13 protein-coding genes, 1 other RNA gene and 2 pseudogenes are annotated in these 15,031 nt (G+C 72.0%); 12 read left to right on the forward strand and 4 right to left on the reverse strand.

What is annotated here, in order from left to right:
* Positions 1-8: 8 nt before the first annotated feature.
* Positions 9-1,610, reverse strand: coding sequence for an FAD-dependent monooxygenase (locus tag ABZ471_RS08510; RefSeq protein ID WP_359063867.1), 1,602 nt, complete (start codon positions 1,608-1,610; stop codon positions 9-11).
* 47 nt (positions 1,611-1,657) lie between these two features.
* Between ABZ471_RS08510 and ABZ471_RS08515 the strand changes: the two genes are divergently transcribed.
* The 12 genes and pseudogenes from ABZ471_RS08515 (at position 1,658) to ABZ471_RS08570 (ending at position 13,553) form a co-directional block, all read left to right on the forward strand.
* A complete protein-coding gene (locus ABZ471_RS08515; RefSeq protein ID WP_359063869.1) occupies positions 1,658-2,269 on the forward strand; it encodes a TetR/AcrR family transcriptional regulator in 612 nt (203 codons plus the stop codon).
* Between the two features lie 46 nt (positions 2,270-2,315).
* Positions 2,316-2,504 (forward strand): annotated as a pseudogene (locus tag ABZ471_RS08520) (TetR-like C-terminal domain-containing protein); the annotation flags it as partial.
* Between the two features lie 35 nt (positions 2,505-2,539).
* Complete coding sequence (locus ABZ471_RS08525) at positions 2,540-3,358, forward strand: AraC family transcriptional regulator (protein ID WP_359064051.1); 819 nt, start codon at positions 2,540-2,542, stop codon at positions 3,356-3,358.
* 88 nt (positions 3,359-3,446) lie between these two features.
* Positions 3,447-4,163: pseudogene (locus tag ABZ471_RS08530) on the forward strand (DMT family transporter); the annotation flags it as partial.
* A gap of 118 nt (positions 4,164-4,281) precedes the next feature.
* Positions 4,282-4,686: RNase P RNA component class A (gene rnpB / locus ABZ471_RS08535), an RNA gene on the forward strand.
* 194 nt (positions 4,687-4,880) lie between these two features.
* Positions 4,881-6,203 carry a helix-turn-helix transcriptional regulator gene (locus tag ABZ471_RS08540; RefSeq protein ID WP_359063871.1) on the forward strand — a complete coding sequence of 441 codons (1,323 nt, stop codon included), beginning with the start codon at positions 4,881-4,883 and terminating at the stop codon, positions 6,201-6,203.
* Between the two features lie 311 nt (positions 6,204-6,514).
* On the forward strand, positions 6,515-7,147 hold the full coding sequence (locus tag ABZ471_RS08545) for a TIR domain-containing protein (protein WP_359063873.1): 633 nt from the start codon (positions 6,515-6,517) through the stop codon (positions 7,145-7,147).
* Positions 7,144-9,447, forward strand: a complete 2,304-nt coding sequence (locus ABZ471_RS08550; protein WP_359063875.1) for a hypothetical protein — start codon at positions 7,144-7,146, stop codon at positions 9,445-9,447. The genes ABZ471_RS08545 and ABZ471_RS08550 overlap by 4 nt, the downstream gene beginning before the upstream one ends.
* Positions 9,448-9,540: 93 nt before the next feature.
* Positions 9,541-10,446 (forward strand): hypothetical protein, encoded by a 906-nt coding sequence (locus ABZ471_RS08555; RefSeq protein ID WP_359063877.1) that lies wholly within the window; start codon positions 9,541-9,543, stop codon positions 10,444-10,446.
* Complete coding sequence (locus ABZ471_RS08560) at positions 10,443-11,771, forward strand: OmpA family protein (RefSeq protein WP_359063879.1); 1,329 nt, start codon at positions 10,443-10,445, stop codon at positions 11,769-11,771. The genes ABZ471_RS08555 and ABZ471_RS08560 overlap by 4 nt, the downstream gene beginning before the upstream one ends.
* Before the next feature lie 16 nt (positions 11,772-11,787).
* Complete coding sequence (locus ABZ471_RS08565; protein WP_359063881.1) at positions 11,788-13,137, forward strand: hypothetical protein; 1,350 nt, start codon at positions 11,788-11,790, stop codon at positions 13,135-13,137.
* Positions 13,134-13,553, forward strand: coding sequence for a hypothetical protein (locus ABZ471_RS08570; protein ID WP_359063883.1), 420 nt, complete (start codon positions 13,134-13,136; stop codon positions 13,551-13,553). Before ABZ471_RS08565 ends, ABZ471_RS08570 begins: the two co-directional genes overlap by 4 nt.
* 7 nt (positions 13,554-13,560) lie before the next feature.
* On the opposite strand, the gene ABZ471_RS08575 is transcribed toward ABZ471_RS08570, so the two are convergent.
* From ABZ471_RS08575 to ABZ471_RS08585, 3 genes are all read right to left on the reverse strand, one after another.
* Positions 13,561-14,031, reverse strand: coding sequence for an HIT family protein (locus ABZ471_RS08575; RefSeq protein ID WP_359063885.1), 471 nt, complete (start codon positions 14,029-14,031; stop codon positions 13,561-13,563).
* Positions 14,032-14,210: 179 nt separating this feature from the next.
* A complete protein-coding gene (locus tag ABZ471_RS08580; protein ID WP_359063887.1) occupies positions 14,211-14,456 on the reverse strand; it encodes a hypothetical protein in 246 nt (81 codons plus the stop codon).
* Positions 14,457-14,489: 33 nt separating this feature from the next.
* Positions 14,490-14,927 (reverse strand): hypothetical protein, encoded by a 438-nt coding sequence (locus tag ABZ471_RS08585; protein WP_359063889.1) that lies wholly within the window; start codon positions 14,925-14,927, stop codon positions 14,490-14,492.
* Positions 14,928-15,031 lie beyond the last annotated feature (104 nt).

Raw genomic sequence — 15,031 nt, forward strand, 5'->3', positions numbered from 1 at the left:
CGGCAGGGTCACGCGGCGGGCCATGCGGTGTTCGGGGGCGTGCCGAGCCAGCGGTCCAGGGCCTCGGGCAGGGCCTCCCGCAGGTCCTCGGGCAGCGCGTCGGTCCCGCCACCGTCCGCCGCCCACGCCACGAACCCGTCCGGCCGTACGAACAGCGCGGCCAGGCCCGGCCGGGCGGGGCAGGCGGCCGTCAGGACGTCCAGCCGGTCGTCGTACCCCTCGGCGCGGGCGCGCAGCTTCGGGTCGTCCGCGAGGTCGAGGAGCAGGGCCCGGCCGGAGTGCAGGTGGTCGCCCAGCCGGGTGCCGTCGGAGAGCTCCAGGTCGGGGGCGCTGTGGCCGGTCAGCGGGTGGTCGCCGGGAAGGTCGTAGTGCTGCCGGACGCCGGAGATCTGCGTGACCAGGTAGGTGGTGCCGGTGGTGGTCAGCGCCATGTCCGTGACCACCCGGCGCAGGGCGCGGGCGTGCCGGTCGGGGCGCATCAGGGCGATCTGGGCGCGGGTCCAGTCCAGCACCCAGGCGCCGAGCGGGTGCCGTTCGGCGGTGTACGTGTCCAGCAGGGCCGCCGACGCCCGGCCGCGCACCACCGCGGCCAGCTTCCAGCCGAGGTTCATCGCGTCCCCGATACCGAGGTTGAGCCCCTGACCGCCGAACGGCGAGTGCACGTGCGCCGCGTCCCCCGCGAGCAGCACCCGGCCCCTGCGGTACTCGGTGGCCTGGCGGGCGTTGTCGGTGAACCGGGTCGCCGTGACCACCTTGGTGATGGTCACCTCCGGCACCCCTGACACCCGGCGCAGGCTCGCCTGCAGTTCCTCGGCGGTGACGCGCGCCGACCGGTCGGCCGGGGGCCCGTCGAACTCCACGCTGAGGACGCGACCCGGGAAGGGGCCGTGGACGTACGTCCCCACGTCGGTCGTGTTCCAGCCCTCGCCGAGCCGCTCGGCGCCGGTCAGCTCCACGACGGCCTGATAGCCGGTGATCTCCGGGTCCGTCCCCGGGAAGTCGAACCCGGCGAGCTTGCGGACGGTACTGCGGCCACCGTCGCAGCCGGCCAGCCAGCCGGCCCGGATCTCCTCGGGGTCGCCCTCGAGAGCACGGACGTGTACGGTCACGCCGTCCTCGTCCGCCGCGAAGCCGGTCAGCTCCACGCCCCGGCGGACCTCGACGCCCAGCTCGGCGGCCCGCGCGGCCAGGATCCGCTCCAGTTCGGCCTGCGGCACACCGAGGCCGGCCTCGGCGGCCGGCCCGACATCCGCCCAGGCCGGGTCGGAGCCGTCGAACAGATCGGGGTCCATCATGATCCCGGCGAAGTGCCCGGCGAACTTCGGGGGGATCCTGGGCTTTCCGCCCTCCTTGCCGACGGCCTCCTTCCTGAAGGCCCTCAGCCGTTCCCGCGCCGCCTCCCACACCGCGGCCATCTCCGGCAGCAGGCCCCGCCGGTAGAACGCCACCGCGCTGGGGATGTTGACCGCGCCCGCCTTGATCGTCTCGTCCACCTCGGTCAGCCGTTCCACGACCAGTACCCGGGCCCCGCCGAGCCGCAGCTCGCAGCCGAGGAACAGCCCCACCGGCCCGGCGCCGGCCACCACCACGTCGTAATCCGTCGTCGTCATGGACTTCACTGTAGTCACTAAAAGTTTTGAGCGGATATATTTTCTACATGAACGAGGAGCTTTCCCTGAGGGAGCGCAAGAAGCGGGAGACGCGACAGCGGATCTCGGGCATCGCGACGGGACTGATCGCCGCGCGCGGCTTCGACGCGGTGACGGTCGCCGAGGTGGCCCGCGAGGCGGGTGTCTCCACCATGACCGTCTTCAACTACTTCCCGCGCAAGGAGGACCTGTTCCTCGACCGCATTCCCGAGGCCGCCGAACTGTTCGCCGCAGCCGTACGTGAACGCGCCCCCGGTGAGACCCCGCTGGCCGCCCTGCGCCGCCTGGCGCTCCGACTCCTGGACGAGCGGCACCCGCTGGGCGGAATGGCGGAGCGCTTCACGCACTTCTGGCGGATCGTCATCGACTCGCCCGCCCTGCGTGCCCGTGCCCGCGAGGGCGTCGAGGAGGTCGAAGAGGCCTTGGCTTCCGCCCTCGCCGAGGCCGGCGCGGCCGACCCGCACCTCCTGGCGGCCCTGACCGTGGCCGCGTACCGCACGCTCTACGTCACCTCCGCGCGCCGTCTGCTGGCGGGGGATCCGGTGGGGGAGGTCGCGGGAGACCACCGGGTGCGGCTGGAGGCGGCGTTCGCGGCACTGGGGCGGGTGGCTCCCCGGTAGCCCACTCCTTGACGGCTGACGGCGTTGGCGATACCCGCGCGCCGGGCTCCCCGCCGGGCTGGAGGACCGGGCCGCGCTGCCGCTGCTGCGGGCCTGCGCCGGCGACCTGGACCTGGCCCGCGCCGTCTGGGCCTTCGCCCACGGCATGGTGATCCTGGAGATCCACGGCCGGTTTCCGGCCGACGCCGACCTGGCCGCGGCATGGAAGCGGGGCCTGAAGGCGTTGCACCCTTAGCAGGCAGCACGGCAAGGGGGTGTCCGGTGGGTCCGGTGGCGGAACAGGCGTTGTGGACGAGAGCGCGGCTGGGCCGGTGCGGCCCCCCGCTCGACCTGCTGACCGCGAACTTCCGCCGGCACGTCTACGCCCCGCACGCCCACGACGAGTACACGATCGGCGTCTGCGTGGGCGGCTCCGAGGTGATCGACTACCGCGGCGGCCACATCCGCACCGGGCCCGGCACGATCGTCGTCCTCGAACCCGGCGAGATACACACCGGCGGACCCGGCACCACCACCGACGGCTACGCCTACCGGGCGCTGTACGCCGAGCCGTCCCTGCTGGCCGACGGCACCCTCGGCGGCCTCCCGCACTTCCGCGAACCACTCCTGGAGGACCCCGAGCTGGCCATGGCCCTCCGCCGCGCGCACACCGAACTCAGCGCCTGCCCTGACCCCCTGGAGGCCGAATCCCGGCTCCCCTGGCTGCTGACGGCCCTGGCCTGCCGCCACTCCACGGCCAGACCGGTCTCCGACCGCATTCCCGGCGCCGCCACCCTGGCCCTGACCGTCCGCGACCGCCTGGCCGACGAACTCACCGCCCCACCCTCCCTCGCCCTGCTCGCGGCCGACCTGGGCCTCTCCCGCTACCAGCTCCTACGAGCCTTCCGTACGACCATGGGGGTACCCCCCTACGCCTGGCTGGCCCAGTACCGGGTGACCAGGGCGCGCGTCCTGCTGGAGACAGGCCTCCGCCCGGCCGAGGTCGCCGTGCTCGTCGGCTTCGCCGACCAGGCGCACCTCACGCGCTGGTTCCGCCGGGTACTCGGAGTGACCCCGGCGGCGTACCGCAACAGCGTTCAAGACCGCTGAGGGGCAGACGGCCGAAACTCGCCCCATGACTGCACGAGGCTGGTTCCTGTTCTCCCTGATGGGAGTGGTCTGGGGCATCCCCTACCTGATGATCAAGGTGGCGGTGGACGACCTGTCCCCCTCCGTGGTGGTGTTCACCCGCTGTGCCGTGGGCGCGGCCCTCCTGCTCCCCTTCGCGATCCGCAGCGGTGGCCTCATCCGGACCGTCCGAACCCACTGGCTCCCCCTGCTGGCCTTCGCGTGCATCGAGATCATCGGCCCGTGGTTCACGCTCACCGACGCGGAACGGCACCTGTCCAGCTCGACGGCCGGCCTGCTGATCGCGGGCGTCCCGATAGTCGGAGTCCTCCTCTCCCGCTTCTTCGGGCAGGCGGAGAGGCTCGGAGCCCGCCGCATCACGGGCCTGACCCTGGGCCTGGCGGGCGTGACAGTCCTCACCCTCCCGCACCTGACCGGCGGCGACGCCCGCTCGCTGGCCGAGGTCTTCCTGACCGTCCTGGGCTACGCGACCGCGCCTCTGATAGCCGCACGCAGCCTGAAGAACGTCCCGTCTCTGCACCTCACGGCGGCCTGCCTGACCCTGGCGGCCCTGGTCTACGCCCCCGCGGCAGCCCTCACCCGCCCCTCCTCCGTCCCCTCGCCCTCGGTCCTGGCCGCGCTGGCCGGCCTGGGAGTGATCTGCACGGCGGTGGCCTTCGTGGCCTTCCTGGAACTGATCAAGGAGGTGGGCCCGACCCGCTCGACGGTCATCACGTACGTCAACCCGGCGGTGGCGGTGGCGGCAGGAGCCCTGTTCCTGAACGAGTCCTTGACGCCCGGCATCGTCCTGGCCTTCACCCTGATCCTGGCAGGCTCGGTCCTGGCGACGGCCTCCGCCGGTCCCCGCCGGCCCACACGCCCGGTACCATGGTCGACACGGCAGACGAGCCGGGCGGACGGCCGCGTGGAGTCCCCCTAGGGGGCTTCCCGAGGAACGTCCGGGCTCCACAGGGCAGGGTGATGGCTAACGGCCACCCGGGGTGACCCGCGGGACAGTGCCACAGAAAACAAACCGCCCGGCGCTCAGGCGCTGGGTAAGGGTGAAACGGCGGTGTAAGAGACCACCAGTGCCCAGGGCGACCTGGGCAGCTAGGTAAACCCCACCCGGAGCAAGGTCAAAAGGAGCGCCGTGAAAAGCGCTCTGCGCGGACGTTCGAGGGCTGCCCGCCCGAGTCCGCGGGTAGACCGCACGAGGCCGGTGGCAACACCGGCCCTAGATGGATGGCCGTCGCCGAGGGACCCGCGAGGACCCCTCGGAACAGAACCCGGCGTACAGCCCGACTCGTCTGCCCCTCAGGGCTCTTGACCAGCAGAACGCAGGTCAGGGGCCCCTTTTCGTTTCGTCGGGCGCTCGACTCATCCGGCACACAGCCCCCTTGCGTCACAGAAGTGGTCATCTAGTCGCATAGAACGATTGATCGGTTGTTCATTGGCCAACTTGTGGCAAACTCGGCTCAGCAACGGAGCGAGGCGGGGAGCCACCATGCCATCAGTTGATCCGTCCTTCGGGAAGGAGCTGCGCCGACAAAGAAACGCGTCGGGCATGTCACTGGCCCAGCTGGCAGCCAAGGTCCATTGCTCGAAGGCGTACTTGAGCAGGGTCGAACGAGGGCTGCGCAATCCCAGCGACTCGCTCGCCCTGCTGTGCGACGCGAAACTGGGCGCGGGAGGGCAGCTTGTCGCGCTGCGCAACCGCCCGGTGCGGCAGCTCGAGGACCTGTCCGCCTTATCCGCCGCGGAGTTCGGCAGTCCCGGCCCCTGGTCGCTCCAGTTACGTGCCGACGGCACGAGCGACTTCACTGCATACGGCTCGGCGGCGCCCGCCGAGGGCGACGCACCCGCCGTCGCGGCCAAGTGGGCCCTCGCGCCCGGCGTCCAGGAGACCGGCTCGGCGAACGACACGCTCACCGTCTTCCGGGCCATGCTCCACCAGCACCGCGCCCTCGGGCAGTGTTCCAGCCCGGCTGTCGTCGCCCCGCTGAGCATCGCGGCGACCGCCGCCCTGCGGGGGTTGAGCCGCACCGTGCCGTCCGCCCAGCGGGCGGCGACTCTCCGACTCGCCGCCCGCTTCGCCGAGTACACCGGATGGATGGCACAGGAGGCCGGCGACGACCAGGCCGCCCGGTGGTGGACCGGCCAGGCCACGACCCTCGCCGAGGCGGGCGGGGACGACGAGATGGCCGCGTACGCGCTGGTACGCCAGGCCGAACTCGCTCTCTACCAGGGTGACTCGATGTCCACGGTCGCGCTGGCCACCGAGGCCGGTGCCCGGGCTCGCGACCGCCGGACGAAGGAACTGGCCGCGCAGCGCCAGGCCCAGGGGTACGCCCTCCTGGGCAGGGAGAGCGAGTGCCGGCGCGCGCTGGAACGCGGTGCCGAACTCGCGAGCGCCACCCGGCCGCAGGACCACGGCACCCCTGTGCTCGGCAGCACCCACCTGCCCGACCTCTCCGCCTTCGTCACGGCGTGGTGCCTGCGGGAACTCGGCGAGGCCGAGCAGGCCGTCGCACTGCTCGACACCGGCCAGGACACCATGGCCCCGCACGCGGGGCGCGCCCGCGCCCGCCACGGTGCCCGGCTGGCTCTGGCCCTCGCGGAGGCGGGGGACATCGAGCGCGCGTGCGCGGTGGCCGCGTTGGTCGCCCAGGATGTCATCACGACCGATTCCGCCACCGTCCGGGCCGACTTGAGGCAACTACGGTCGTCCCTGGCCGCACGGCGCAAGCATCCCGTCGTCCGGGACATCCTTCCGGTCATCGCCGAGAGCCTGCGCGGAAGCCCGGACCTGCGGGCAGGCGCCGACTGAGTCGACGTCACCGAGTCCGATCCGAACTGCGGGTACCCGAGTACCCCACACCCTCCGGCCCCAGTGCAGTCCCCGTCCGGCCCCGTCAGCGGCGCCGAACCCGTCCTTCCTGCCCGGTCCGTCCCCGGCCGCCCCTGCCGGCCCGTAGGTGTCCCGTTGCCCGCGGAAGTGGCCACAGGCAACACGTTGACCGCTCACAAGACGACTGAAAACGTCGGTTTATCTACGGGTCCCACCCGTCAGCCGCCCCTCCGGACGCCCCGTGCATCCGGAAGCGCCGCGTACGCCCTCCCCGTGAATCGAGGAACAGCATGGCCCCCTCCGTCTTCGTCAACTTCTGCCGTGCCGACACCGGCACCCTCGCCTCGCACATCGAAACGGCCCTGCGCGCGGAGTTCGGCAAGGAAGAGGTGTTCCGCGACCGGTCCGACATCGAGGGAGGTTCCTACTTCCCCGACCAGATCGCGAAGAATCTGAGGAAGTGCGACATCCTGCTCGCGATCATGGGCGCGGGATGGGTCTCGGTCACGGACGAGCACGGCCGCCGCCGCCTCGACGACCCCAAGTACTGGGTCCGCTGGGAGATCGAGCGTGCCCTGGAGTGGGGCCTCGTCGTCCTTCCCGTCATGGTCGACGGCGTCGACATGCCCGACAAGAAGCAACTCCCGGTGGAACTTCATAAATTGACGATGCGTCAGAACATTCCGTTCCGTCCGGAGCACCCCGGTATCGACTTTCCGCCCCTCTTCGAGGAGATCCGCACCGCAGTTCCCGCGCTCGGCTCCCGACGGCGGGGCGGCACCGCCACCGGAAACGGCGTGTCGCTCTCCGGCGGCCGCTTCGATCACGCCGCGGTGGTCGTCGGCGGCGAGGGCAACACCGCCAACAACTACAACTTCACCCCCGGACGCGAGGACGGGGACGAGGACGAGGTGCGTCCATGAGCGCGACAGACGACCCCCCGGCGGACACCGCCCCCGAACACGGAACCGCGGCCGACCGGGGCACGGACGCCCCGCAGGCCGACAGCGGTCCCGCCGACTCCACGGCCACCGGAGACGCTCGCCCCGACGACGCCGACGCCGCGCCCCGTGAGACGACCGGTGGCGTGGCGCACGACGACGACCCGAGCCCGAGGGACGCACCGCACACCGCGGACCCCCGGGCCACCGCTCCCGGAGGGCCCCGCGCAGCCACGCCGTCCCGGCCCGGACAGCGGGACACCGGCCAGACCGACCAGGCCGAGGCGCTGGAGGGGCTGGAGGCGTTCAACAGCGCGCTCGCCTTCACGGGCAACGCCTACACGCTGAACGTGGGCACGTCCCCGCCCGCCGAGTTCCAGCGCATCCCCGTCGACACCGCCGAGACGTCCCGGGCCCACCGGCTGCACCAGGAAGTGGCCGACCAGGAGGCGATGGCCACCTGCCTCGCCGAACACCACCTCGTCGTGCTGTACGGGCCGAACGGCAGCGGGCGGGAGCACACGGCGCTCTTCCTGCTGGCCGGGCGGTGCGGCAGCGCCGGCCTCAGCGTCCTGCACGGCGACGAGGCCAGGCTGACCCAGGCCCTGATCGAGCAGAACGGCCGGCGGCTACGTGCAGGACAGGGCATCCGGGTCGACGTGGGCACCCACCTCCCCGCCCCGGCCACGCTCGACGCCCTGCGCCGGCGCGCCCGCGAGCGCGGGTCGTACGTCGTCCTGATGGTCGAGGACGCGCGGAGCGAACCCGGCGACCTGGGCCCCCACGGCTTCCACCACCGCAGGCCGGAACCGAGGCCCGTGCTGGCGGCACACCTGGGTGCGGCGCTGGAGGAGCACCGCACCCGGTGCACCCCGGAGCAGGACGACTGCACCCACCAGCACCGGCGGGAGTTCAAGGACCGGATCCTGCAGGACCCGCGGACACAGGCGGCGCTCGCCACGGCCGCCTCGGTCGACTGGGTCACCCGATTCGCCCGGGACCTCGCCGCATGCCTGCACGAACCCGCGGAGACACTCGACACTCTCCTCGACACACCCCACGGAGACCTGAGAAGCGTGGCGAGGCGGTACCTGAAACCGCCACAGCCGCAGACGTCCGCACCGGTGATCGATCCGCACCAGCAGGCGCTACGCATCGTCTACGTCCTCGGCCACGACCTGCCGCTGTCCGACGTCATCCGGATGGGCGCGGTACTGAGCACCGAGGTGCTGCGTGCCGAGAACCGGGACACGGTGCCCGCCCGTCAGGTCTTCGAAGCGGACCTCGACCGCCTGGTGCCGCCCGGCACCGGCATCGCCGCCGCACCCGGCACCGGCCTGTCCGACAACCCGCGCCGCGCCCGGATCGCGGATCCGGAGCTGATGCCGGCCGTCGCGGAGGTCATCTGGCACGACCTGCCATGGCTGCGTGAACCGATGGTGGAGTGCCTGAAGAAGCTGGCGCGCGACGACCTGGAGCGGGTCCGGACGCGAGCCGCGGTGATCGCCGGCCATCTGCTGCGGCACGACTTCGACAGCGTCTACCGGGACCTGGTCAAGCTCTGGGCGGTCAGCAAGTGGATGACCGACCGGCGGTGCGCGGCCCTGGCCATGGCCGTCGCGCGGGCGGCCGATCGGCCCTGGCTGACGGAACGCATCGAGAAGCAGGTCGCCGACTGGGCCCGCAGTCCCAGGACCGAATTCCAGGACAGCGCGGCACGCGCCTACGGCACTCCGGTGGGCACCGGGGAAGTACCGGGCACCCTGCCGGCCCTGGAGGCGCTCGCCGGACGGCCGGAGCTGGTCCTCTACGCCTCCGTCGCCTACTCGACCGCCGCGTTGTTCTTCGCTCCCGGCGGGGCCGAGCCGGTCGCCGAGGCGCTCGGCCGGTGGGTCCGTTCGCGCAACGCCAACCTCCCCCGGCACGCGGCCCGTGCCCTGCTCGTCATCGGCCCGTTCGCCGTCGGACCGGAGCTGCCGTCCCGGCCGAGGCTCGCCCAGCAGGCGATGGCCGACGCCGAGCGCGAGGAGACCCTCCTGCTGCTGTGGCGGCGCGCACTCATCGAGCCGGCGCACTCCGGACGGGCATGGCAGCTGCTGCGGCAGTGGCTGCTGGCCGCCGACGAGGACGAGGAACTCGCCCGGTTCCTCGAGAAGTTCGTGCCCCGGGTGTGCCTGCCCCGGCTCGGCAACCGTGCCGCCTTCCATCTGCGCCGGTGGGCCCGGCTGCAGCCGGATGCCAGGTGCGTGGCGCAGCTGCTGCTGACGCTCAGCCGGCTCTGAAGCCCCGCCCGCCCTCGACCCTCGTGCGGGACCCGCCCCAGGGTTTTGCACCCCGACATCCGACACCCGACCGCAATTCAAGGAGGACCAGCCATGGGACGACGGCCCAAGGGCCTGCTCGCCACGGTGCGCGATTCGATCCGCGTGTGGTGGCGCTCCAAACACGACGACCCCTCCCCGCAGGAGACGGAGACCACCGGGTCCGACGCGGACGCCTCCGCGCCGGTGACCCGGCCCAAGGACGTGTACGTGCAGTCGCGGCCACAGAAAACCCCGCTGTCCATGGCTGCCCACGGCGACGTGTTCTCCTTCGAGGTCTTCCCCACCCTCCAGTGGAGCAGCCAGGAGATGTCCCGGGACACGCTGAAGTCACGTGTGCCGGAGCACGAGGAGACGGCCCGCGAGGAGCTGATCCGGGTCGCCTGGTCGGCGGCGCGCGCCTGCGACCCTGCCGACCCGGTCGCCGCCGAGGCGGCGGTCAACGCGGCGCTGCTGACCGAGGGCAACTGGTGCTTCGACGACACCAGCGGCCGCATCCGCTGCACGCCCTCGGTACGGGTGCGGGTCGACCCGGCGCTGCGTGAGCACGTACTGCCGCACCACTTGGACGAGTTGACGCTCAGGGAGACGGAGCGGCTGGGCCTGGTCAGGGCGGAACGGGCCCGGACGCTCACCGAGGCCTGGCTGAAGGTGATCAGCGACCTGGAGCTGCTCGGCGAGCTCGACGCGCATCAACGGCGCCTGCTGGTGCCGTTCGCGGCCGCCTTCGCCGACCAGGAGTTCCGCAAGGTGATGGAGGGCCTGCGCCAGTACCGGCGTACGACCATCGACGCGCTGCGCGCGGCGCTCGACGGAGCGAGCGGCAGCCACCGGGAGGCCGGCCTCTTCGAGTTCGCCGACGCCTACGACAAGGCGCTCAGCGCGTTCTGCCGGGAGATGGGCGTCGGCCCGTTCTCCTGGGTCGAGAACGCCGTCGCCGCCGAGGGACCGGACAGGTGAGCGCCGGACAGCGGCACCGCCGGCACGGCGAACCCTGCGGCACCCGTGGCCCGTCCCGCCGTACGGTCCGCAGGTCCGCCGCTGCCCGGGCCGTCGGTGCCCTGGCCGGTCTCGCCCTGCTCGCCGGCGGCCTCGCCGGCTGCGGGTCGGACGACCCCAGGGCCGGGTGCGGCTGGATGAAGAAGCAGACCCCGGCCGCCGGCGCCGACAGCACCGTGGTGCTGGTCGACGGCTCGCGGTCCGTGCACGGCACGGGATCCGGCGCCCCGGGCCTCGACTACGGCCGGATGGTCGGCGACCTGCTCGCCAAGAACGACAAGAACGACCAGGTCGTCTCCATCGGCACGTTCGGCGGCCCCGACGCAGACGTCGAGTGGACCGTGCAGCGGCAGCCGGCCTCCTGGCGCAGGAGCAACCCCAACCCGGGCAACCAGGAGGGCAACCGCGAGGACGCGAACCAGTGCCTCCGGGACGACATCGCGGCGGCCCAGCACAAGAAGCCCGCCGCCGGCGGCACCGACGTCCTCGGCGCCCTCGCGGCGGGAGCGGACCTGTTCGACGGCGTGCGGGGCGAGCGACGGCTGCTGGTGCTGAGCGACGGGCTGTCCACCGACGGCTGCGCGAACCTGCGTTCCGCGCAGTTCGGATCGGCACCGGAACTCACGTCGGTCGTCTCCGTGTGCGACTCAGAGGGCGAGTTCGGGGAACTCCCCGATCTGCGCGGCGCCCACGTCACGTTCGTCGGCCTCGGCCGCTCCACCGGCCGCCAGCCCTCGGCGAACCGGGGGCAGCGGGCGTGGCTGGCCAAGCTGTGGACGACTCTGTGCGAACGCTCGGGTGCCGCCCACGGGGCCTGCACCGTCGACAACGCCCCGGTGGCCGAGGGGAACGAGCCCGGCAAGGAGTCCGGTGGCTCCTTCCCGGACGACCCGGTGGTGCGGTTCGGCGACGACGGCCCCCGGACGTTCTCGTTGTCGGGCACGGCCCTGTTCGACACCGACTCCGCGCGCGTGCGCCCCAAGGCACTGCCCCTGCTCGCCGCCCTCGCCGACAACACCCTGCGCAGAGGGGCGCTCGACCGGGTCGTGGTCGACGGGTACGTCGATCCGCGCGGCGGGACCGCCAACGACCAGTCGCTCTCCCGGGCCCGCGCGGATGCCGTGGCGAAGGTGCTGGTCGAGCACGGGGTGCCCGCGTCGCGGGTGGAGGCGCACGGCCGGGGCCGGTCACCGGGCTGCCCCGGGGACAAGGCCGCGGCATCCATGTCCCGGCAGCAGCGGTTGCAGTGCGACCGCCGCGTGGAGGTCAGGATCATCACGAAGTGAGGCGGGACATCCCCAGATGAAAGTCAACGGAAGCAACGGCGCGGGGCAGCAGGGCGGCCCTCGGGACGCGCCCATACCCTGCCCCAAGTACACCCGACCCGCCGACGCCCCCCTCGGCCGCCGTCCGTCCGGACGCCCTGTCGACCCGGTGGACAGCCGCGAACGCGCCCTGCTGATGCGGGCGTTCACACGGGCCAACACCGGCCTCAGCAAAGCCCAGGACAGGCTCGGGGAGCTGGGGACGAAACTCCTGGAGACGTTCCAGGACGCGCTGACGGCGATCGACGCGGTGGAACGGCTCACGGTCGGCCGGGCGGCGGGCGAGGCACGGCGCCAGGTCGGCGCGGTGCGTGCCCGGCACACCGAGGACGGACCGGAGGGGCTCCGCCGCGGCCGCCGGCCGTGGTCGTGGCTGCGATGGATCATGGTCACGCTCAGCGCTCTGTTCGACTTCCCGTTCGTCGGCAGCGCCACGGCGCAGGTCCTGAGCGTCGGGCCGGGCGGCGCCTGGCACGACTTCGTGTACGGCCTCAGCTACCTGGTCGCGATCGGCGTGGCCGGTCTCCAGCTCGGGCTGGGCCATCTGCTCGGTGCCTCGCTGTTCCGCCTGCAGGTGCGCAGCGGCCGGCGCACCGAGCGCGTGCTGCGCGGCCCGAAGGAGGCCTGGCGGCACTGGTGGCGCAAGGAGGGCCCGCGGGTGGAGACCCGGCGCCCCGACGACCTGCCTTGGCCGGGCCTCGTCCTGCCTGTCCTGGCCAATCTCACGCTGATCGCCCTGCTCGGCGTCACCGCGCACTCCCGGGCGCAGCAGGCCAACTTCTCCGACTTCGGGGCCGGCGGCGACGTCATGGCGGTCTTCCTCGTCACCGCGCTCGCCCTCGCCACCCTGGTGACCACGGTCCTCGCGCACAATCCGTACGCGGAGAGCGACAAGGAGGCGAAGAACTCCGCAGCAGCCGCCCAGAAGAGCGTGGACGTGCTGGTTCCGCACGCGCGACGGCTGCTCGCCGCGCACAGCGTCTCCTGGCACCGGTTGCGCGCCGCCCTCGAACAGGCCCGGACCGACGCGCACCACGCCGTGGACGACGCCTGTGCCGCGATCGTGGAGGAGCGCGCCGACACCGGTGTCGCCGGAATGCTGGAACTGCCGCTGCGGGAGTACGCGTGGCCGTCCGACGAGGAGCACGGCGGCCCCGCGACACCGCGGCTGCAACTGGAGGTCCTCGACCACGGCGAGGGCCTGCTGAGGCGGTACGACCCGAGTCTGCTGGAGAACTGGCTGGAGGACACGGTCGAGGAACTCAACACCCAGTTCGAACTGCCGGACACCGCCCCGCCTGCCGAGGAGGGGGCGCCGGAGGCATGAGCGCACACCGCCGCCTCGACGAGCAGGAGCTCAAGCACCTGGAGCTCCTGCAGAGCGTGATCAGCCGGCTCAGCAACAACTCCTTCCTGATCAAGGGCTGGTGCATCACCGTCAACAGCGTGCTGGTCGCCGCGGCAGCGCGCAGCCCGGGCTGGCGACCGGTCCCGGTGGCGGTCGCGGTGGCGGTCGGTTTCTGGTTGCTCGACGGCTACTACCTCCGTCAGGAGCGGCTGTTCCGTGCCGTCTACGAGAAGGTCGCCCACCGTCTTGACGACCCGCCACCCGCGTTCACCATGGACGCCGAGCGGTACGGCGGCCCCGTTCCCTGGTCCGCGGTGCTGCTCTCCCGGCCGATGCTCTTCTGCTACGGCGTGCTCGCGACCGCCGACACCCTGCTGATCATCTTTCTGAGCTGAGCTGAGCTCAGCGCTCGGCCGGACCCATCGTCCAGGGCCGCCGCTCCCGGCCCGGACGGCCCGAGCCGCTACCCTCCTGCGGGGTGGTCCAGGGCAACAGGATCCCGTCTCCCTGCCGCCGCGGCACCACGTGGACGTGCAGATGCCGAACGGTCTGGGTGGCCGCCGCGCCCCGCGAGGTGATGACGTTGCAGTCGCCCACTTCGGCGGCGAGTTCGGCGGCGTGCCGCATCGTGGTCGCGGAGACGGCCGGGTCGGCGGCCACGTCGGGAACGTGCGTCTTCGGAAGCACCAGTACGTGCCCGGGGGTGACACCTCCGCCCCGAGGCGTGATCGCCAGCGTGTCCGTCCAGTCGCGCACCACATGGGCGGGTGCGACACCGCGCACGATCCGGCAGAACGGGCAGTCGGTCCGCAACCGCCGGTCGAAGCCGGGCCCGCCTTCCGTCCACTGACGGTCCTCGACCTCGTGGGACATGACTCCTCCAAACGCCAGTGGCCTCGCAAACGTCGCGCAGTCACCGTACGGGCATCTCGACCAGCAGACTCGACCGGCACCCGGCACCCGGCACCCGGCACCCAGGGCGCCCTTCTTCTGTGACCCTCATGCCCTTTCAGGAGTCCCCGCTGCCGGACCTCATGGCTCCACCGAGGTGATCACAGACCTTCAGGCGCCTCACGTGCCCTCCTCGCCATCCACGACTGACAAGACCATCGGGCAAGCGCGCCCACGGCGATGGCCGCGAGGACGGCTCCCCAGTCGATGACGTGGGGCAGCCCGGGGCAGAAGGCGAAAAAGGCGAGCGTGGCGACGAGGCACCCGAAGAACGCGGCGATCCCGGCTCGGTGCCGCCGTGTTTCCCCTACCTGGTCCGCGTTCTTCCTCTGCTGTTGCTCGACCATGAAGGACTCACTTCGTGATGTGGTGGCACTGACTCACGCGGCGCACCCGTTGACGTAGAGCTGCGCGCACGCCTTGCCATAACGAGGCAACGTCCGGGGAGAGTTGCTCCGCATCGGGTCGATCTTGCACTCACTGTGCGTCTTCCCGCGTGAGGTGTGACATCTCCGATTGGTGGTGTCCGCGTAGGTGAAGTCGATGCGCCAGTTGCAGAATCCGCTGCCGAGGGCCGCGACGAAGGCGCAGTCGACGTCGGCGTTCTGATAGGTGATCTTCCTGCCAACGCCGCGAACGATGTGTGTGAACATGCAGCCGGTCGGGACCTTCACCGTTGCGCCGCCCACGCTGTACTCGAAGGTGTGCACGGGAGTTGATCCGATCGCAGTGGCGTGCGCGCCCGTCGGCGAGGCGAGGACCAGGGCGCCTGCCGCGGCCAGAGCCGTGGTGAGGCGTGTGAGGTGATACCTGGCCAAGGCGGTTCCTCCCGGTGATCTCACGGTGAAGCACTCGGGACAACCGGGTCCTGCGGCAGGCCGTTGCAGGGTTGCGTTTGATCTGCCGCGATTGAGTGATCAGG

The sequence above is a fragment of the Streptomyces sp. NPDC005728 genome, assembly GCF_040630895.1.
Lineage (GTDB): Bacteria > Actinomycetota > Actinomycetes > Streptomycetales > Streptomycetaceae > Streptomyces.

Excerpts from the sequence above, each read along its gene's own strand:
- ABZ471_RS08510 (WP_359063867.1), bottom strand. The coding sequence starts at position 1,610 with ATGACGACGACGGATTACGACGTGGTGGTGGCCGGCGCCGGGCCGGTG.
- ABZ471_RS08515 (WP_359063869.1), top strand. The coding sequence starts at position 1,658 with ATGAACGAGGAGCTTTCCCTGAGGGAGCGCAAGAAGCGGGAGACGCGA.
- ABZ471_RS08540 (WP_359063871.1), top strand. The coding sequence starts at position 4,881 with ATGCCATCAGTTGATCCGTCCTTCGGGAAGGAGCTGCGCCGACAAAGA.
- ABZ471_RS08545 (WP_359063873.1), top strand. The coding sequence starts at position 6,515 with ATGGCCCCCTCCGTCTTCGTCAACTTCTGCCGTGCCGACACCGGCACC.
- ABZ471_RS08550 (WP_359063875.1), top strand. The coding sequence starts at position 7,144 with ATGAGCGCGACAGACGACCCCCCGGCGGACACCGCCCCCGAACACGGA.
- ABZ471_RS08555 (WP_359063877.1), top strand. The coding sequence starts at position 9,541 with ATGGGACGACGGCCCAAGGGCCTGCTCGCCACGGTGCGCGATTCGATC.
- ABZ471_RS08565 (WP_359063881.1), top strand. The coding sequence starts at position 11,788 with ATGAAAGTCAACGGAAGCAACGGCGCGGGGCAGCAGGGCGGCCCTCGG.
- ABZ471_RS08570 (WP_359063883.1), top strand. The coding sequence starts at position 13,134 with ATGAGCGCACACCGCCGCCTCGACGAGCAGGAGCTCAAGCACCTGGAG.
- ABZ471_RS08575 (WP_359063885.1), bottom strand. The coding sequence starts at position 14,031 with ATGTCCCACGAGGTCGAGGACCGTCAGTGGACGGAAGGCGGGCCCGGC.
- ABZ471_RS08580 (WP_359063887.1), bottom strand. The coding sequence starts at position 14,456 with ATGGTCGAGCAACAGCAGAGGAAGAACGCGGACCAGGTAGGGGAAACA.